18 protein-coding genes are annotated in these 18730 nt (G+C 64.1%); 8 read left to right on the top strand and 10 right to left on the bottom strand.

Features of this window, described 5'->3' with window-relative positions; translation table 11 throughout:
- The first annotated feature begins 118 nt into the window (after positions 1 to 118).
- Together LB557_RS18020 and LB557_RS18015 are read left to right on the top strand one after the other, a co-directional pair.
- On the top strand, positions 119 to 808 hold the full coding sequence (locus LB557_RS18020; protein ID WP_224641989.1) for an SDR family NAD(P)-dependent oxidoreductase: 690 nt from the start codon (positions 119 to 121) through the stop codon (positions 806 to 808).
- Between the two features lie 400 nt (positions 809 to 1208).
- Positions 1209 to 1460: a DUF768 domain-containing protein gene (locus tag LB557_RS18015; protein ID WP_015316487.1), complete on the top strand. Its 252-nt coding sequence runs from the start codon at positions 1209 to 1211 to the stop codon at positions 1458 to 1460.
- 64 nt (positions 1461 to 1524) lie between these two features.
- Here the strand turns inward: LB557_RS18015 and LB557_RS18010 are convergent, their stop codons facing one another.
- The 3 genes from LB557_RS18010 to LB557_RS18000 all read right to left on the bottom strand — a co-directional run bounded on the left by LB557_RS18010 (position 1525) and on the right by LB557_RS18000 (position 5308).
- Positions 1525 to 2643: a P1 family peptidase gene (locus LB557_RS18010; RefSeq protein WP_224641987.1), complete on the bottom strand. Its 1119-nt coding sequence runs from the start codon at positions 2641 to 2643 to the stop codon at positions 1525 to 1527.
- A 4-nt stretch (positions 2644 to 2647) separates the two neighbouring features.
- The gene (gene xseA / locus LB557_RS18005) at positions 2648 to 4279 is read right to left on the bottom strand and encodes an exodeoxyribonuclease VII large subunit (RefSeq protein WP_224641985.1); all 1632 of its coding nucleotides are present in this window, start codon (positions 4277 to 4279) and stop codon (positions 2648 to 2650) included.
- A gap of 72 nt (positions 4280 to 4351) precedes the next feature.
- The gene (locus LB557_RS18000; protein ID WP_140614583.1) at positions 4352 to 5308 is read right to left on the bottom strand and encodes a LysR substrate-binding domain-containing protein; all 957 of its coding nucleotides are present in this window, start codon (positions 5306 to 5308) and stop codon (positions 4352 to 4354) included.
- A 234-nt stretch (positions 5309 to 5542) separates the two neighbouring features.
- Here LB557_RS18000 and LB557_RS17995 point away from each other — a divergent pair, with 234 nt between their 5' ends.
- Positions 5543 to 5833, top strand: coding sequence for a DUF1127 domain-containing protein (locus tag LB557_RS17995; RefSeq protein ID WP_224641983.1), 291 nt, complete (start codon positions 5543 to 5545; stop codon positions 5831 to 5833).
- A gap of 160 nt (positions 5834 to 5993) precedes the next feature.
- Here the strand turns inward: LB557_RS17995 and LB557_RS17990 are convergent, their stop codons facing one another.
- The 4 genes from LB557_RS17990 to LB557_RS17975 form a co-directional block, all read right to left on the bottom strand.
- Positions 5994 to 7025 carry a DUF937 domain-containing protein gene (locus tag LB557_RS17990; protein ID WP_224641982.1) on the bottom strand — a complete coding sequence of 344 codons (1032 nt, stop codon included), beginning with the start codon at positions 7023 to 7025 and terminating at the stop codon, positions 5994 to 5996.
- Between the two features lie 90 nt (positions 7026 to 7115).
- Positions 7116 to 8489 carry a glutamate--cysteine ligase gene (locus LB557_RS17985; RefSeq protein WP_140660864.1) on the bottom strand — a complete coding sequence of 458 codons (1374 nt, stop codon included), beginning with the start codon at positions 8487 to 8489 and terminating at the stop codon, positions 7116 to 7118.
- A gap of 144 nt (positions 8490 to 8633) precedes the next feature.
- Positions 8634 to 9368, bottom strand: coding sequence for a 16S rRNA (uracil(1498)-N(3))-methyltransferase (locus LB557_RS17980; protein WP_224642007.1), 735 nt, complete (start codon positions 9366 to 9368; stop codon positions 8634 to 8636).
- Positions 9369 to 9399: 31 nt separating this feature from the next.
- The gene (locus tag LB557_RS17975; protein WP_224598716.1) at positions 9400 to 10047 is read right to left on the bottom strand and encodes a hypothetical protein; all 648 of its coding nucleotides are present in this window, start codon (positions 10045 to 10047) and stop codon (positions 9400 to 9402) included.
- Between the two features lie 87 nt (positions 10048 to 10134).
- Between LB557_RS17975 and LB557_RS17970 the strand changes: the two genes are divergently transcribed.
- Both LB557_RS17970 and LB557_RS31620 read left to right on the top strand, forming a co-directional pair.
- The gene (locus tag LB557_RS17970) at positions 10135 to 10833 is read left to right on the top strand and encodes a type 1 glutamine amidotransferase (RefSeq protein ID WP_140792941.1); all 699 of its coding nucleotides are present in this window, start codon (positions 10135 to 10137) and stop codon (positions 10831 to 10833) included.
- A gap of 289 nt (positions 10834 to 11122) precedes the next feature.
- Positions 11123 to 11254: a hypothetical protein gene (locus tag LB557_RS31620; RefSeq protein ID WP_013893872.1), complete on the top strand. Its 132-nt coding sequence runs from the start codon at positions 11123 to 11125 to the stop codon at positions 11252 to 11254.
- Positions 11255 to 11320: 66 nt separating this feature from the next.
- Here the strand turns inward: LB557_RS31620 and LB557_RS17965 are convergent, their stop codons facing one another.
- Genes LB557_RS17965 through LB557_RS17955 form a run of 3 tightly spaced genes read right to left on the bottom strand, consistent with a single transcriptional unit; the run spans position 11321 to position 14094 of the window.
- Positions 11321 to 12094 carry a metallophosphoesterase gene (locus LB557_RS17965; RefSeq protein WP_224641979.1) on the bottom strand — a complete coding sequence of 258 codons (774 nt, stop codon included), beginning with the start codon at positions 12092 to 12094 and terminating at the stop codon, positions 11321 to 11323.
- A 34-nt stretch (positions 12095 to 12128) separates the two neighbouring features.
- A complete protein-coding gene (locus LB557_RS17960) occupies positions 12129 to 13265 on the bottom strand; it encodes an alpha-hydroxy acid oxidase (protein ID WP_015316498.1) in 1137 nt (378 codons plus the stop codon).
- Between the two features lie 25 nt (positions 13266 to 13290).
- Positions 13291 to 14094: an FCD domain-containing protein gene (locus LB557_RS17955; RefSeq protein ID WP_015316499.1), complete on the bottom strand. Its 804-nt coding sequence runs from the start codon at positions 14092 to 14094 to the stop codon at positions 13291 to 13293.
- Between the two features lie 207 nt (positions 14095 to 14301).
- Here LB557_RS17955 and LB557_RS17950 point away from each other — a divergent pair, with 207 nt between their 5' ends.
- The 3 genes from LB557_RS17950 (at position 14302) to LB557_RS17940 (ending at position 18721) form a co-directional block, all read left to right on the top strand.
- Positions 14302 to 15624, top strand: coding sequence for a DUF3422 family protein (locus tag LB557_RS17950; protein WP_140792920.1), 1323 nt, complete (start codon positions 14302 to 14304; stop codon positions 15622 to 15624).
- A gap of 156 nt (positions 15625 to 15780) precedes the next feature.
- Positions 15781 to 17277 carry an FAD-linked oxidase C-terminal domain-containing protein gene (locus tag LB557_RS17945; RefSeq protein WP_224641977.1) on the top strand — a complete coding sequence of 499 codons (1497 nt, stop codon included), beginning with the start codon at positions 15781 to 15783 and terminating at the stop codon, positions 17275 to 17277.
- A gap of 238 nt (positions 17278 to 17515) precedes the next feature.
- Entirely contained in the window at positions 17516 to 18721 is a 1206-nt protein-coding gene (locus tag LB557_RS17940) for an FAD-binding protein (RefSeq protein WP_224641975.1), read from the top strand.
- The last annotated feature ends 9 nt before the right edge of the window (positions 18722 to 18730 follow it).

Below are 18730 nucleotides of genomic sequence, written 5' to 3'. Positions count from 1 at the left end.
CGGGCCGTTTCGCGCCCGGCCATTTTTCTTTTCGCCCTGCGTGTTGCCGGTGCGGCGCCGATCCGGCAGAGTTCAACACGCGCCGACCGTTGCAATCACTGGAAGAGGAGAGGGTCTCATGACATCCAACGTCGCCGTGATTGCCGGAGCGGGCTCCGGATTGAGCGCCTCGCTCGCGCGTCTTCTCGCCAGGGAAGGGTTCCATGTCGTCCTGGCCGCCCGAAACATCGAGAAGCTCGATGCCTTGCAAGCGCAAGCCGGCGCGCAAGCTGTGGCGACGGATGTCTCGAACCCAGCATCGGTCGAGCATCTGTTCGATATCGCGGACAAGGCTGGCCCGCTTTCCCTTGTGATTTTCAACACCGGCGGCCGCGCTCGCGGTCCAATAGCCGAACTCGATCCCGAGGCCGTCCGACAGGCTTTGCTGGTCGGGGCCTATGGCGGTTTCCTGGTAGCTCAACAGGCGGCCCGCCGGCTGATCGCTCAAGGGGCGGGGTCGATCCTCTTCACCGGAGCGACAGCAAGTGTGAAGGGGTTCGCCGGCTCCGCCGGCTTTGCGATGCCCAAATTCGGATTGCGCGGGCTGGCGCAATCCATGGCCCGCGAACTGGCGCCCAAAAACATCCACGTTGCGCATTTCATCATCGACGGCGCCATTGCTTCGGCCGCTTCCGGACAGGAGCCCGGGCCGCAGGATCGCCGGCTGTCTCCGGATGCGATCGCAGAGGCCTATCTCGCCATCCACCGCCAGCACCGCAGCGCCTGGACCTGGGAAATGGAACTCAGGCCGTGGGTTGAAAATTTCTGACCGGATCAGCGATCCATGCGACTTTTGCATGGCTCGTCTGCACGGGCCTTGAGGAGAGTCGACATCGGATGTGGATGTCACTATATAGCGGCGGCTTCGCGGGCTCACGCCTTGAAGCGCAACGTCATAGGCGGCTGTAGCGACAGCCGGTGAGATTAAGAAACGGACTGGAAGCCGTAAAAGGTAGAAGCAATTGCTCGGAGCGGGAAGACCCCGCCAACGGTACAGTCCTTCAGAATCAGAAAATGTTCTTCACCCCTCGATTTCCTTCGGCTCTGTGGACCCTGGACGGCTTCGGCTTGCCGGCTGGCCGCGACTCGGCTCGAATGGGAACATGCATCCTTCGCGGGATGCCGACGCTTATGATTACCAACCGGCTTTGCCGCCAGGGAACAGCAGTATGAGTGAACACGCGATCGAGTTCTTGCGGGGATGGATCGGCGAAAAGGTCCATTGCCAGTCCCACGCCAGGATCGAGAAGCAGGCCGAGACGTTGGCCCGCGAATGCGCCGCCAAGGCGGCCGAGGTCGGCATACCCCTGGAGGACATCCAGGAGGAAGTCGGCGACATCCAGGAATTGATCGCTTCCCGGCTCGAGGAAGCGGCCGAGGCCGACGAAAACCAGCAGGCCTCAAGCAAAGCCGCGGAATAACTGCGGGTCAAACCTGTTCGAAACGCGCGGGCTTCGGCCCGCGGTTTCGTCTCAGCCATTCCTCTCAGCCAAACTTTTCTTCCAGCCAGGCCTTTGGCAGCGCCGGCACGAAATTGCCGTCGCGCCCGGTCATGTCGTCATTGGCGATAAGAGCGTTGAGGATGGATTCCTCCACCGTCTGAATCACCGCATCGAAGAACGGGTCGATGTCTGTATCGGGGATGAAATCGGCGCTGGCGATGCGGCCGGACAGCCCCAGCGCCGCGGCGGGATTGGCCGTCGAGAAGGCGAGGAAGATATCGCCCGAACTGTGATAGCCGAAGCCGCCCGTCAAGGCGACGCCGAGCGGCACACGGCGCGCCAATCGCTTCATCTGATGCGGCAGGAAAGGCGCGTCGGTCGCGATGACGGCGATGATTGAGCCCTTTTCCGCGCGCGACGTGGCTTCGCGGATCGCCGGTTCGGTGAGTTCGGGCTCGGCGCGCAGGCCGCGAATGGTGAAATTATGCCGCTTGCCGAAATTCGACTGCACGAAGGCGCCGACCGTGTAGGTGCGCCCCTGCCATGCGACGATGCGCGAGGCCGTGCCGGACCCTGCCTTGAAGCCGAAGGTGATCATGCCGGTGCCGCCGCCGACGCTGCCTTCCTCGACCGGTCCGTCGGCGGCGCCGTCAAGGGCTTCGGCGACGTGCTCCGACGTTAGATGGTGGCCGTTGATGTCGTTGAGAAATCCGTCATAAGTCTCCGCCGCCACCGGCAGCCCCCAGGCGCTGTCGATCGCGGTCGGCAGCACCCGGTTCATCCAGCGCAGCGTGCCGTCACGCGAAACACCGCAGGAATGCGTGTTGGTGACGGTGACCGGGAAGTTGAAGGCGCCGGTTTCCTCGATGATGTGTGAGCCGGTCATCTCGCCATTGCCGTTCTGGCTGAAAATGCCGGCGAAGACCGGGGTGGCCAATTCGGAGCGCGGCCTCGGCAGGATTGCGGTCACGCCGGTGCGCACCGGCCCCTTGCCGACGATAAGCGGACCATCGCCCGATATCAGCGTCGCATAGCCTACAGCGACGCCGGGCACGTCGGTGATCGCGTTGAACGGCCCGGGCGTTCCGTCGAAGCCGATAGCGAAGCTTCGCGCGCGCGGCTTGCCGGACGGCGTTGCCAGATGGTGCGGATTGTCGATCATGCTCTTAGAACAAGGATCCCTGATTGCCGGGTTCCTTTGCCTTTGCCGCCGGTCTGGCCACGGACTTTGGCCGCGCCGCGCCACTGGTTGCCACCGCATCCGCCGTGCCATCGGCGAACTCCAGCGACAGCGCCATCCCCGACACCACGTCGGCGGCCTGCTTGATGACCGCGCCGTCGGCATCCTTCACCAGCGCGAAGCCGCGCGCCAGGACGGCCTTGTGCGAAAGCGTCGCCATCAGCCGGTCGGCCTGGACGATGCGGCCGCGCAACCGCTCCAGCCTGAGCAGCATCGCCTGGCCGCCGCGTCTCGTCAAAGCCGTCAGAAGATCCCTCTGCACACGTTGGCGCCGGGCTGCCGGCTCGATCGTGATGCGGCCCTGCAGCAAAGCCAATTGCTGTCTGTGCCGCTGCAGCGATGCCTTGGCGCATTTTGGCAACTGATCCGCGGCACGATTGAGCTCCGCGCGCCGGCTTCTGGCCAGAGTGCGCAGCGCCCCTTGCGCCCGCAAAAGGCTACGGTCGTTGGTGCGCCGCGCTTCGGCAATCCGCTGCGACAGCATTGCCGGCGTCAATTTTACAGCGAAGAATCGCGCCCGCTTGCGCTCGGTGGAAACCATCAGGCCACGACCGAGCCTCGATGTCGCCTCGTCCAGGCGCCGGCGCGGCAGCGCCAGCAATTGATCGGGCGAGGGCAGCGCACGCGCCGTCGCACGGGCTGCCTGCCGCTTGCGCTCGAAATTGCGCAAGACGGCGGCCTTGAGCCGCGCGCCGAGGCTGGCCAGCGTCGCTTCGAGGTCAGCCTTCACTGGCACGGCGATTTCGGCCGCGCCCGTCGGTGTCGGCGCCCGCACATCCGCGACAAGGTCGATCAGCGTCCAGTCGGTTTCGTGGCCGACAGCCGAAATCACCGGAATGCCCGAGGCAGCGACCGCGCGGGCGAGTGCCTCGTCGTTGAAGCCCCACAGATCTTCCAGGCTGCCGCCGCCGCGCGCCACGATCAGCAGATCGGGGCGCTGAATGGGGCTGTCCCATGCCAGCGCGTTGAAACCGGTGACGGCATTGGTCACTTCCGCACTCGCCGTGTCACCTTGAACCCGCACGGGCCAGACCAGCACATGCAGTGGAAAGCGGTCCTTGATGCGATGGATGATGTCGCGGATGACCGAGCCGGTCGGCGAGGTGACCACGCCGATGACGCGTGGCATGAACGGCAGCCGGCGTTTGCGCACCGCATCGAAAAGCCCCTCCGCCTGCAGCCGGCGTTTGCGCTCCTCCAGCAGCGCCATCAGCGCCCCGGCGCCGGCCGGCTCGAGATTGTCGATGACGATCTGGTAATTGGACTTGCCGGGATAGGTGGTGAGCTTGCCGGTGGCGATCACCTCCATCCCTTCCTCGGGACGAAATTTCAGCCGGCTCATCGTGCCTTTCCAGACCACGGCGTCGAGCCGCGCACGGTCGTCCTTGAGCGCGAAATAAGCATGGCCGGAGGAATGCGGCCCACGATAACCTGAGATTTCGCCGCGCACCCGCACATTGCCGAAGACGTCCTCGACCGTGCGCTTCAGCGCGCCTGATATTTCGCTCACCGTGTATTCGGTGGCGTTGGTGCGTGATTCGGATGCTGCTTCGCTCATCGGTCGATTGGGGGCCGGTTGGACGCCGACGTCAAGGCGGCCGTGTCAGGCCCGATAGTCATGACCCGCTTTTTACCAGCCCGGCAGGATCTGGTTCGGCTTGCTTCGCTTCATCTTGGCAAAGGCGAGGGCCGCGAAATCGAACGTCCCCGTCTCCTCGCCGAGCGGCACGGAGATGTTGTCCAGGCTTTCCGAGATGTGGCGGGCAAGCGCATCGACGATCTCCGGCCGCGAGGTCTGGCCGCGCATGATGCCGATGCGGCAGTCGGGCAGGGCGCCGAAGCCGTCGGCCTCGCCCAGCACCCGCATGCCGGGCCTGAGCGCGCATTCCGGCAGCACCGAGATCGCCAGCCCCGACAGCACGGCGGCGGTGATCACGGTCGCTGAGAAACTGGTGAACAGGATGCGGTAGTCGCGGTTCTGCTGGTCCAACACGTCGACCGCGGCGCGCCTCCAGATGCAGTTCGGCCGGCCGAAGGCCATCGGCAGCGTCTCCTGTTCATGTGTCGCATGGTTGGCCGAGGAGACCCAGAGCAGCGGTTCACGCCGCACCACCTCCGACTGGCCGCGCACATCATTGTGCGTCACCAGCGCTAGGTCGAGATTGCCGCGCTTGATGTGCTCGACCAGCCCCGGCGTCGGTTCGCAGATGACGGTCAGTTCGACGCGCGGATTGGAGCGCGTGAACCGTGCCATGATCTCGGGCAGGAAACGGTCCGCATAATCGTCAGGCGTGCCGATGCGGATCGTGCCTTCGAGCCTCTGGTCATCGAAGGCTGCGAGCGTTTCGCGGTTGAGATAGAGCAATCGCCTTGCGTAGGAGAGCAGTTTGTCGCCTTCCTCCGTCAGCCTGTTCGAGCGCCCCTCCTTCTCGAACAGCGGCTTGCCGATCCGCTCCTCCAGCCGGCGCATCTGCATCGACACCGCCGACTGGGTGCGGTGCACTTCTTCCGCAGCGCGGGTGAAGCTGCCGGTATCGGCAATCGAGATGAAGGTCTGCAATTGATCGAGATCGAGCGGCGCTTTCATCGGTCCAATCCATCACTGCTGTTGATATTAAAGATTAGAAACATTCGTTGGATTAATCAATCGGTCGATGGCAAATTGGCATTGTCCAAATGAAAGCCCATGCATGTCGCCCAAAAGTGGACACCGGTTTTGGGACGACGACATGCATCTCTAGAATTGTATTGAGACCGGAACGGTCGCTGTCGCCAGCGCCGATCGTCGGGTTTCGTCCGTTCGAGTCTGAAGGAGACCGACATGACCACGATCGATTTCGCCACCGAGACCTCGCGCATCACCTCGCGTCCGGCCGTTGCGACGCGCGTGGCCAACATTGTCTCCAACGCCTACCGCGCCTGGAAAAACCGCCGCGCCTTCTACCGCCTTGGCGAGATGTCGGACGCAGAACTCGCCGATATCGGCCTCACGCGCGCCGACCTTTGTGTCGCAATCGACGTGCCGTTTGGCCGTGACCCGACGGCAATCCTGCGTGAGATCGCCAGCGATCGCGTGGAAACGATCGAGGAAATCGCTCGCAAGGTGGCCTGATTGGTTCAGCTTCGGTTGCGTTGAACCCTTTCACGGTTCAGCGCGACCAAGGTTCTGCAGGCTCCCCACTCCCTGCCGGTTCCCCGCCGGCCTGCCTGCACGCTGCCCGGTCCTCCCAAGGACCGGGCTTTTCCTTTAAGGTTTACCGAAGGCCGGGCGGCTACCGCCGGTCCATGTCCCGCTTGAACTGGTCGAAGATCGTTTCCACGCCCTTCTGGTATTCGTCGCGCTGCTGGGCGCCGGTCTGGAACATCTTGCCGAAAATGTCGTCGAACGGGTTCCTTGGCGGTCCGCTCGGATTGGCTTGGGGCTGTGGTGCCTGGCGCCGCTGCGGTTGCGGCGCTTCAGGTTGCGGCGCCGGCTGCCCGCCGGGCATCCCGAGGCCGCCGCCTCCACCTTGCCGCAGCATCTCCTCGAAGATTTTCCCCAGCGGGTTGTCGCCGTAGGGGCTCTGTGTCCGCTGGGACTGGGGCCGGTTTTGTGGTTGCTGCGGCGCGCCGCCACCGAACATGTCCTGCAGCACCTTGCCGAGCGGATTGTCGCCATAGGGATTGGGTGCCGGCTGCGGCTGGCTTTGCGGCTGCGGTGAGCCGCCACCGAACATGTCCTGCAAGACCTTGCCGAGCGGGTTGTCCATGGGGTTCTGAGGCGGTGGCGCCTGGCGCTGTTGCGGCGCTGGCGCCTGCATGCCGCCTTGCCGCATCATCTGCTCGATGATCTCGCCCAGTGGATTGTTGCCGCCGCCGCCAAGACCAGCCGCTGCCTGCATCTGGTTTGTCGTCTGCTTGAACAGTCCGCCCATTACCATCGAGGCGATAGCAGGCAGCATCTGCTGCAAGATCTGTTGGCTGACGCCGCTCGCCTGCGCGGCCTGGCTGGCCACGGCGCGCGACAGGTCTTTCGAACCGAACAGATGTCCCAGAATGCCGTTGCCCTCGTCGACGCCTTGCGGCGAGAAGGCGCGCGTGGCGTCCTCGAAATATTTGGCGTGCTGGCCGCTTGCCATCGCCGTCATGAAGGCGCCGAGCCCATAGGGATCGGCGGTGTTGCGTTGCAACCCTTGTGAAAAGGCTGGCAGCAGTGCGGCGACCGCCGCCTGCGTCTGCTGCAGCGAAAGCCCGTATTGCTGGGCAAGCGCCTGCATGCCGTTGCCGTTCTGGGCCTGCGCCAGCATGTCGAACAAGGTAGGCATCGGCTTCTCCTCCGGGAAATCCTCGAAAGAGAGCCTAATTCGTTTCAGCGCCCGATTGAAGTTACTTTTGCCACCCGCCATGGCTCGCGGTTAATAGGCATACTCCATGAACACCGGCTCGATCGAGCCGCCCCAGCGCGTGTGGTAGGCCGACAGCATCTCCTCCGCACTGGTGGTGCCGCGCGCCACGACCTCGTCGAGCGTGTTGAGGAACGAGGTTTCGTCGTAGCCGTCACGGTTCTTCTTGCCGCGGTTCTTCAACCCCGTGCGCGAAATGGCCATGACGTCGCGGGCGACCTCGCGCAACGTTGTGTTGCGGAAGGGCGCGGCAATGCCGAGCTCCGGCACGGCGTTGCGCATGGCCAGGACTTCCTTGTAGGTCCAGCTCGACGTCAACGCCTCGGCCGCGTCGAGTGCCACCTCGTCGTAGAGCAGCCCGACCCAGAAGGCCGGCAGCGCGCAGATGCGCCGCCAGGGACCGCCATCGGCGCCGCGCATTTCAAGGAAACGCTTGAGCCGCACGTCCGGGAACAGCGTCGACAGATGGTTCGCCCAGTCGCCCATCGTCGGCAGCCCGTCCGGCACTTCATTGCGCGCGGCCCCGGCCATGAACTGGCGGAAGGTGATATGCGTCATGTCGTGATAACGGCCATCGCGAATGACGAAATACATCGGCACGTCGAGTGCCCATTCGACATAGTCGGCGAAACCGAAATCGGGCGAGAAGCAGAATTCGAGCAGGCCCGAGCGCTGGTTGTCGGTGTCGCGCCAGATGTCGCCGCGCCAGCTCTGCAGCCCGTTCGGCCGGCTGTCGGTGAAGGGCGAGTTGGCGAACAGTGCGGTCGACAGCGGCTGCAGCTTCAGCGACACCTGCATCTTGCGGCGCATGTCGGCCTCGCTCTCGAAGTCGAGGTTCACCTGGATCGTGCAGGTGCGGTACATCATGTCGAGGCCCTTGGTGCCGACCTTGGGCATGTAGCGCGTCATGATCTCATAGCGCGACTTCGGCATTTTCGGTGTCTCGGCCAACGACCATTTCGGGCTGCCGCCGAGGCCGAGGAAGCGGATGCCCATCGGCTCGGCGATCTCGCGCACCTGCGCCAGATGGGCGTTGCCCTCGCGGCAGGTCTGGTGGATCGTCTCCAGCGGCGCGCCGGAAAGCTCGAACTGGCCGCCGGGCTCGAGCGAAATTGCCCCTTGGCCCGTCGGTTCGACCAAGCCGATGATGCGGCCGTCATCCATGATCGGATCCCAGCCAAGCTTGTTCTGCATGCCTTCAAGGATGGCGCGGATGCCGCGCTCACCACCATAGGGCACCGGTGCGTTGCCATCGACATAGAACGGGAATTTCTCGTGCTCGGTGCCGATGCGCCATTTTTCGCGCGGCTTGTTGCCTTCGGCCAGGTGCTCGACAAGCTCGTCTATGCCTTCGATGGGCCGGAAATCGGTTGTGTCGCGCGCCATTCTCAAGCCCTCAAAGGCGGTTGGACCACCGCCGGCGCTAAATGGACGAAATGTCAGTAGCCGATCAAGCGAAAAATCCTGAGCCACAGGTCAAGAGGAATTGAAGGCCACGCCCAGCAAACACCTCTTGCAAGAGACAGAGCACTACCAGTCGCCGATTGTTGCCTGCATCACCGCAAGCGCTGCCACGGCCGCCGTGTCGGCACGCAGGATACGCGGTCCGAGCGGAATGGCGGTCACGAAGGGGAGCGCGCGCAGCATCTTGCGCTCCTCGTCGGAAAAGCCCCCCTCGGGCCCGACGAGCAGGGCGAGCTTCTTCTCCTTCACCGTCTGCAACGCAGGCAGTGGGTTGTTGGTCGAGGCGTCCTCGTCGCAGAAGATCAACCGGCGTTCCTTGTCCCAGCCGGTCAGCAGGCGCTCGAATTTTTCCGCCTCGCGCATTTCTGGCACCGCCAGGATGCCGCATTGTTCGGCGGCCTCGACGACATTGGCGCGCAGGCGATCGATCGACGGCTTGGCCACCTGCGTGTGCTGGGTGATGACCGGCTGCAGGACGCCGGCGCCCATCTCCACCGCCTTCTGCACGAGATAATCCAGCCGGCCCTGCTTCAGCGGTGCGAAGCAATAGATCAGGTCAGGCAAAGGCGGCTGCGGCCTTTGCAGCGCCAGTACTTTCAGCCGCACCGAGCGCTTCGATTTCGCTGATATCGTGGCCGACCACTCGCCGTCGCGGCCATTGAAGACAAGGATCTCGGCGCCTTCGGCGAGCCGCAGCACATGCAGGAGATAATGGCTCTGCTGCTGGCCGGGTTCGACCTCGATGTCCGGTCCGAGGTCGTCGGGCACGAACAGACGTTGCATCTTGTAGTTGGCGCGCATGGCCGAGGAATGGGCGAGGCGGCCGCCGGCGTCAAGCCTTGGCGGAGGGATGCCACACAGGCTGAAAGCCGTGACGCAGGATGGCAACCGTCGTTTCCGGGGTCAGCAGCACCAGCGTCTCGTCCTCGAACCGACCCAGGCTGGTAGGCGGGCCGTATCCGGCAAAAGACCATGGCAACGCCTTGCCGTGGCACAAGGCGTAGGTGCTGCCGCCGGTTGCGATCATCGCGCCGTCGGGCAGGCGGGCAAGCGCGTCCATCGCGACGGCAGGCCGTTTGCCACCCGACGCCAACCGCTCCTTGTGCAGCCGCTTGTCCACCTGCGGCGCGCGCGGCTCGGCAATGACGAAGGCTTGGCCGAAGCGCCTGACAAAATCCCTGGCTCGTTCGCGCTGGCAAAAGAAGCAGGGACGATGCCCGGCGGCGAGCGCCGTCACCTCGTCGAGGAAGAACAATTCGGTCCAGCCGGCCTTGCCACCGGCCCGGTTGCGGCCCATCGGCTCGCGCCGCACATTGCGGAATTGGCACACGCAGATGATCCAGGCCTGAAGCGCCCAGCGCTTTTTCAGGAGCGTCTTTGTCGCGGGGTCGTGGATGATGCCGCGATTGCCGGTGAACAGGCCGCGCTCCGGCACGGCATGAATGGCGCCGAACGGATCGACCCGGTTCTGCAGTGGCATGGTTTTCTCCTGGGATACGCATCTTGGCTGCGATACTGGCGGCATGATATCGCTGGTTTCCTCGTTTTCATGTCAGCAGGGTTTGCCATGCGGGTGCTGGTGGTCCAGAACTTCGACAATACCGGCCTTGGCCAGGTTGGCGCGGCGCTCGCGGAAGCGGGTGCCGATCTCGATGTGCGCCTTCCCTACAAGGGTGATGCGCTGCCACGGGACGCAACCGGCCATGATGCCATGGTGGTGCTCGGCGGTGGCCAGAATGCACTGGACGACGAAGACTATCCCTATTTCCCGGCGCTGCTGGAACTGACCCGCGATTTTGCCGGCAAGGACCGCGCAGTGCTCGGCATCTGTCTCGGGGGTCAACTCGTCGCCCGCGCCTTTGGCGGCGAAAACCGCATTGGCGGCGCCAATGAATTCGGCTGGCGCGGCGTGTCGTTGACCCCGGATGCCAAGGCCGACCCAGTGCTGTCTGCACTGCCGGAAACATTCCCGATCTTCCAGTGGCATGACGATACATTCGAGCTGCCGGACGACGCCGTGCGGCTCGCCGGCAACGATGTCGCCGAAAACCAGGCGTTTCGGGTCGGCCGCGCCGTCTACGGCTTCCAGTTCCATTTCGAGGCCGACCGGCCGCTGGTGAAGGACTGGAGTTCCTCCTTCGCCCCGACCATTGCCGCGCGCCATCCCGACTGGGCCGGCGAGCTCGAGGACGAAATGGCCCGCAACGGCCCTGATGCCGATGCTGCCGGCCTCGCCATCGCCCGCGCCTGGGTGGCGACGATCTAAGCATTCGCTTCCGCGTCCTACCGCGTGACATAATTGGCACGTGGGCCGGAATCCGTCTGGGGAAAACCCTTTCATCCTTGGCTTGTGTCCGCCCGCTATCCTAGAAGGCGCGCGCTATATCGGCTGTGCAACCGGGATGAACCTTTTGTGTGACCCGTGCGACACACCATCGATACAGAACACGCCTAGAAGCGCGAAATCGTCGAAACTTTGAAGCGATTTTTCCGTTTCAACGCATTGGTAACCGCCTCGTGCACAGATGCAGAAAGCTCAACAAGAGATGACGTCCGTGAAAGCAGCTCTTCTGTCCTTTGCCATGCTGTCCGCCATCGTGCTTTGCGGCCTTGGCATCTATGCCGCCGATGCCGCCAACAACCACAATGCGGTCGACGGCTACGGCGTCACCGCCTCCCTGCGCTAAAGCCCAGGCATCGCTCGCGCGAGTATCCCTCGCGCCAGTATCCTCGCGTCCTTGGGCGCCGGGGCCTCAAGGTTCCTTTATCGACATTTCCAGGATGCGTTTGTCCGCGCCGTCCACGACGAGCGCGGTAAGCTTGCCTGACTGCCAGGCAAGCGTGTCGACATTGACGCGGTTGGCCATCACTTCCGCCTCGGGGACCGGCGTGTGGCCATGCACCACGATCTTCGGGAGGAGACCGGTGTGATCGTGGAAGACGTCACGGATCCAGATCAGGTCCTGGATATTCTGTTTCTCCAGCGCAATGCCTGGCCTTATGCCGGCATGGCAGAAGAAGAAGTCGCCTGACGTCACCGAGAACGGCAGCGACCGCAGGAAGTCGATATGGCTTTGCGGCACGGCTGCGAGCAAGGCTTGGTGGCCCTTGCGCATGGCTGACTCGGCCTTGCCGAACCAAATGCCGCTGCCGTTGTTGATCGTCACCCCATAGGATTGCGCGGTCTGGATGCCGCCAAAACGGATGAAGAGCCCTTCGGGGTCGGGTGTCTCGAGAAAGTCGAGAAAGCCGAGGTCGTGGTTGCCGGCCAGCATCATGTTTCGCTGATCGCGTTCGCGCGCTTCGATCAGGAAGTCGATGACGCCCTTGGAGTCGGGCCCTCGATCGACATAGTCGCCAAGATGGATGATGCGCCAGTCCGCGACTAGGTCCCTGGCGATCTCGGCCTCGATCTGTCCGTGCATGGCGGCCAGCAGGTCGAGCCGGCCATGCACGTCGCCGATCGCGTAGAGACGCACGCCGTCCGGCCCGCGTGCGTCGAGGAAATGGATGCCGGGTTCCACCAAGGTTCTGGTATCTCCGTGGTCAGATGTCACGGCCTTAGCGCCGGAGTTGGTCCTTGCCCATGTCGGTGACCAGACGTTTTCCGCACAGCGCCAGCGTGATGTCCATCTCCTTGCGGATGATTTCCAATGCCTTGGTAACCCCTTCCTTGCCGAGCGCGCCCAGGCCGTAAAGAAATGGCCGGCCGATATAGGTGCCCTTGGCGCCCAGGCAGAGCGCTTTCAACACATCCTGGCCGGAGCGGATGCCGCCGTCCATATGCACTTCTATTCTGTCGCCGACCGCATCCGCGATCTCTTCCAGCGCCATGATGGAGGACGATGCGCCGTCGAGTTGGCGGCCGCCATGATTGGAAACGATGATGGCATCGGCGCCGGTGTTGGCTGCCATCAGCGCGTCCTCCTTGTCGAGGATGCCCTTGAGGATCAGTTTGCCGCCCCAGCGCTCCTTGATCCAGGCGACGTCCTTCCACGACAGGTGCGGATCGAACTGTTCGGTCGTCCATGACGACAACGAAGCCACATCGCCGACGCCCTTGGCATGGCCGACGATGTTACGGAAGGTACGGCGCTTCGTGCCAGCCATGCCCATCCACCAGCCAGGCCGCACAGCGATGTTGGCGATGTTGGCGAGCGTCATCTTGGGCGGCGCCGAAAGCCCATTGCGGACGTCCTTGTGGCGCTGGCCGAGGACCTGCAGGTCGAGCGTCAGCACCAGCGCCGAGCACTTCGCCGCCTTCGCCCGGTCGATCAAATTGAGGACGAAATCCTTGTCGCGCAGTACATAGAGCTGGAACCAGAACGGTTTCTTCGTCACCGACGCGACATCCTCGATCGAGCAGATGCTCATCGTCGAAAGCGTGAACGGCACGCCGAATTCCTCAGCCGCCTGCGCTGCCAGCATCTCGCCGTCGGCGTGCTGCATGCCGGTCAGGCCTGTCGGCGCAAGCGCCACCGGCATCGACACTTTCTGGCCGATCATGGTCGATTCCAGCGAGCGGTTGCTCATGTCGACCAGCACGCGCTGGCGGAACTTGATCTTCTGGAAGTCTTCCTCGTTTGCCCGGTAGGTGCTCTCGGTCCAGGCGCCGGAGTCGGCATAGTCGAAGAACATCTTGGGCACGCGCCGGCGCGCGAGATCCTTGAGGTCTGCGATGGTGAGAATGTCGCTCATGATGGTCCCCGCTTGATCAAATTGACTAGGAGCGGCTACGCGCTGGTTCGCTGCCGCCGGTTTCCGAGCGCTGTCTTAGCCTCAGCCGCGACACGCGTTGCCAGTCGCCGCTGCGCTCGGCTTCCGCCATCGAGCGCTCGACATAGGTCATGTGGTCCATCGCCGCCTGGCGGGCGGCGGCCGGATCGCCAGCCCTGACCGCGGTGTGGATCGCCCGGTGCTGCGCCAGCAGCGCCTCTCGCGCGCCCGGCACGGTGAACACCAGCAGCCGGTTCTGGAACACGCCTTCCGATAAGAGGCGGTAGCAGGAGCGCAGCGTGTGCAAGAGCAGGATGTTGTGCGCGCATTCGCAGATCGCGTGGTGGAATTCAACGTCGATTTCCGCCTCGTCGTCGAAGTCGCCGGTACGATGCGCCTCATCCATGCGCGCCATGATGCGGTCGAGCAGGGCGAGGTCTTCGGGTGTGGCACGCCGTGCCGCGTATTCGGCGGCTATGCCCTCGACCTCGCGGCGATACTCCAGATAGTCCGTCACCGCCTTGCGATGCGTCGAGATCAGGTCCGCCACCGGCTTGGTAAACAACTGGCCGATAATGTCGGCGACATGCGTGCCGCCGCCGGCCTTGGTCGTCAGCAACCCACGTCCTTCGAGCGCCTTCAGCGCATCGCGCAGGATGGGCCGCGACACATCGAACTGACGCGCCAGTTCGCGCTCGCCCGGCAGCCGGTCGCCAGTGCGCAGCACGCCTTCGAGGATGAGGCTTTCGATCTGCTGCACGACTTCGTCGGCGGTGCGCGAATGCTCGATCCTGGAGAAAATATCGCTCAAAGGAAGCGCCTGGGGACGGAATGAATGTCGCGCAGATTAAAGCGTCTGTCGCCAACTGGTCAAATTATTTATCCAATTCGCCTGGTTCGGTCGATTTTCGCATCGCGCCGGCACGTCGCCTCGCGCTAAACTTTGCTGTTTACGTCCCTTGTCGATTGCCGCAAGACGGCACCATTGCACGAAGGGTCGAAACCAGGGGGACCAGACGTGTCGGACGAGACGTCCAATCTTGAATTCCAGTCGCGCAGCCAAGGCAGCGTCATGGGCTTTCCGGCGCATGAAGGCCGGCCCGGCGCGCTCGGCGAGGTTCATGCCCGTCCGCATCCACTCGTCGAGAAGCCGCGCGTCCTCGTCCAGCTCTCCTTCATGACCGAAGGAGGCTCCGCGGTCGACCATGCCGTGCTTTCGGAACTGTCGCGCCGCCTCGGCATCGCCGCCCCCGAGCGTCATGCCCGCCACCACGCCATGAAATGGGGCAAGGGCACGCTGCGCTGGGAGCGGCATACGGAGTTCTCGACCTATCTCTGGGAAGGACCGCTGGCCGAGAATGACCGGGGGCAAGAGGATTCGCCGTTCGGCAATGGCTTTTCGCCGCCGGGAACCGTCATCTCGGGCATCCGGCTCGAGATCCGCAAGTGGACGCAGGCGAACGAGAGGCTGATCGCCGGCTTCGACCCGACCAGCCTCTGTCACTCGCTCGTCGAGCGCGGCAGCGCGGCTATTGTCACCGACTTCCGCCAGGACGGCGATGGCATGACCCGCATGCTGGTGCTTGATCGTGGTCTGACCCCGGCCAGCACCGGCGCGCTGTCGCAGCGGCTGATCGACATCGAGACCTACCGCACGCTTGCCATGCTCGGCTTGCCGCTGGCGCTCACCTTGTCCAGCCGCGCCCGCCGCATCGAGGATCGCTTGGCACAGACGACCCTGGAAATGAAAGTTGCCGAGACCCGCGACAGCCAGACGCTGCTCGCCGACCTGACGGAGCTTGCCGCCGAACTGGAGGCTGATGCCGCTTCCAGCCTTTACCGCTTCGGCGCCAGTCGCGCTTATGACGGCATCGTCACTGAAAGGCTCGAGGCACTGGATGAGGAGCCAGTGCTGGGCTACGACACCTGGGCGGGCTTTCTGCTGCGCCGCATGGCGCCAGCCATGCGCACCTGCCGCTCGGTCGAGGAGCGCCAGGCCAACCTGTCGCGAAAGCTGACCCGTGCCACCACGCTGTTGCGCACCTGGGTCGATGTCGAGGTCGAGAAGCAGAACCGCGATCTGCTCGCCTCGATGAACAACCGCGCCCGGCTGCAACTGCGCCTGCAGCAGACCGTCGAAGGGCTCTCGGTCGCCGCCGTCTCCTACTATGTGGTGGGCCTCATCGGCTATGTCGCCAAGGGCGCGTCGGTCTTTGGCCACGCCTTCGCGCCGGAGGTCGTTACCGCCGCATCGGTGCCGGTCGCCATCCTGCTGGTCTGGTGGGGCGTGCGCAGGGTGCGACAGATGCATTCCGAGCCGGCGAAGCATCCGGCCGAATAGATCGCGCCAAGCTCCGAAGCGGGATGGATTGTGCAGCGGCAGATTGCCGCTGCGGAAGCCTTGCCTGCATCCGCCCCCGATACCATCAAAGCAAGATTTGCAACAAATGCCGCTAGCTGGTAAATCATTTTTACCAGTTGAGTGGAGAAAGCGCCGATGTCCGGCCTTGCCATGCCCAAGCCAGACGCCGAGACGCTGCGCCGGCGCAGCGAAATCGTCGCCGACATGCGCATTATTGTGCCGGGCGAGGGCGTGGTCGACGCGGCCAACGAAATGCGGGCCTTCGAAAGCGATGGCCTGACCGCCTACCGGCAAGTGCCGCTGGTCGTGGTTCTGCCCGAGACGGTGGCGCAGGTTTCCCGTCTGCTGAAATACTGCAACGACCGCAACATCCGCGTCGTGCCGCGGGGATCCGGCACTTCGCTGTCGGGCGGTGCGCTGCCGCTGGAAGACGCGGTTCTGCTGGTCATGAGCCGATTCAACCGCATCCTCGAGATCGATTTTCCCAACCGCATCGTCGTCGCCCAGCCCGGCGTCACCAATCTCGGCATCACGTCCGCCGTCGAGCAGGAGGGCTTTTATTACGCCCCCGATCCATCCTCCCAGATCGCCTGCTCGATCGGCGGCAACGTCGCGGAGAATTCCGGCGGCGTGCACTGCCTCAAATACGGCCTGACCGCCAACAATGTGCTCGGTATCGAGATGGTGCTGATGAGCGGCGAGGTGGTGCGGCTCGGCGGCAGGCATCTGGACGCGGAAGGCTACGACCTGCTCGGCGTCATGACCGGCTCCGAAGGCCTGCTCGGCGTCGTCACCGAGGTCACCGTGCGCATCCTGAAAAAGCCGGAGACGGCGCGCGCCCTGCTGATCGGCTTTCCGACCAGCGAGCAGGGCGGCCAATGCGTGGCCGACATCATCGGCGCCGGCATCATTCCGGGCGGCATGGAAATGATGGACCGGCCGGCGATCCATGCGGCGGAAGATTTCGTCCATGCCGGTTATCCCCTTGACGTCGAGGCGCTGCTGATCGTCGAACTCGACGGGCCGGGCGTCGAGGTCGATCATCTCATTACGGCGGTCGAGGCGATCGCCATTCGCAACGGCTCGACCACCTGCCGCATCTCGCAGTCCGAGCAGGAGCGGCTGAGTTTTTGGGCCGGCCGCAAGGCGGCCTTCCCCGCCGTTGGCCGCATCTCGCCCGATTACTACTGCATGGACGGCACGATCCCACGCAAGGAGCTGCCTGGCGTGCTGGCCGGCATGCGCGAGCTCTCCCAAAAATACGGTCTCGGAGTCGCCAATGTCTTTCACGCCGGCGACGGCAATCTGCATCCCCTGATCCTTTATGACGCCAACGTGCCTGGTGAACTCGACAAGGCCGAAAGCTTTGGCGCTGACATTCTGAGGCTTTGCGTCAAGGTCGGTGGCGTGCTCACCGGCGAACATGGCGTCGGGGTCGAGAAGCGCGACCTGATGCCGGAAATGTTCAACCAGGTCGACCTCGACCAGCAAATGCGCGTCAAGTGCGCCTTCGATCCCAACCATCTGCTCAATCCCGGAAAGGTGTTCCCGCAACTGCGCCGCTGCGCCGAACTGGGGCGCATGCATGTGCATCGCGGACAGGTGGCGTTTCCCGACATTCCGAGATTTTGAGGGACATGTTGGCGCTTGAACACCCCCCTCTGTCCTGCCGGACATCTCCCCCGCAAGGGGGGAGATTAGCAGTTCCGCCGTCGCGCCGTTCAACAGACATTGGATGTTGGCGAAATCCGATGCGGCATCTGATCTCCCCCCTTGCGGGGGAGATGTCCGGCAGGACAGAGGGGGGTGTGAAGAAACGCGACCTATCACTTCTCGCCCGCTTTGCGGGGCAGAGGAAGGGCACGCGTGCATGACCGCCTTCACCCCCACCACTTCAGCCGAAGTCCTCTCTACCGTCGCCTGGGCGACGGCAGAAGAAGCATCGCTCGAAATTCTCGGCCATGGCTCCAAGCGCGGCATCGGCCGTCCGTTGCAGACCGAGCATACGCTCGACCTGTCGAAACTCTCGGGCGTGACCCTCTACGAACCCGCAGAACTGGTGCTGTCGGCCAAGTCAGGCACGCCGCTGGCCGAGATTGAAAGGCTGTTGGCTGAAAGCGGCCAGCAACTCGCTTTCGAGCCGATGGACTACGGCCCGCTGCTCGGCGGCGAGCCGGGCAAAGGCACCATCGGCGGCGTGCTCGGCGCCAACCTCTCCGGTCCGCGCCGGCTGAAGGCGGGCGCCGCGCGCGATCATATCCTGGGCATCAACGTCGTCTCCGGCCGGGGGGAAGCTTTCAAGTCGGGCGGCCGCGTGGTCAAGAACGTCACCGGCTACGATATGTCGAAGCTGATGGCCAACAGCTGGGGCACGCTGGCCGTCTTTACCGACGTCACCTTCAAGGTGCTGCCTGCGGCCGAGACCGAAGTCACGCTCGCTGTCCGTGGCCTGCTCGATGATGCAGCCTGCGCCGCCATGGCCTTGGCCCTTGGTTCCAGCGCGGAAGTTTCGAGCGCTGCCCATCTGCCGGAGCGCATCGCCGCCCGCGTTGCCGGCGGGACGCTCGGCAGTGAAGCCGCCACGCTGCTGCGCGTCGAGGGCTTTGGCCCGTCGGTTGCCTATCGCATCACCGCGCTGAACACCCTGCTCGGCAACGCCGGGCCGCTGGAAGAGATTTCCGGTGAGACCTCCAAGGCAATCTGGCGCGACGTGCGCGATATCAGGCCCTTCGTTGACGGCAGCGAAAAGCCGGTCTGGCGGGTCTCGATGACGCCCGCTCAGGGGCACCAGATGGTTCTGGCCCTACGCATGCAGGCCGCCGTCAGTGCCTTCTACGACTGGCAGGGCGGGCTGGTGTGGCTGCGCATGGAGGAGGGCGATCCCGAAGCCACCGTGCTTCGTGGGCTGTTGCGGAAACATGGCGGCGGCCACGCGACGTTGGTGCGCGCCGCTCCCGCCCATCGTGTCGCGCTGCCAGTGTTCGAGCCGCAGGCGCCGGCATTGGCGGCACTCAGCCAGCGCCTGAAACAGGAATTCGACCCGAAGAACATCCTCAATCCCGGCCGCATGGCCTAGGACATCAGA

Source organism: Mesorhizobium sp. BR115XR7A (assembly GCF_020165315.1).
Taxonomy (GTDB): domain Bacteria; phylum Pseudomonadota; class Alphaproteobacteria; order Rhizobiales; family Rhizobiaceae; genus Mesorhizobium; species Mesorhizobium australicum.
Note: the sequence above shows the minus strand (reverse complement) of the source record. Positions and strands in the feature narration are given on the sequence as shown.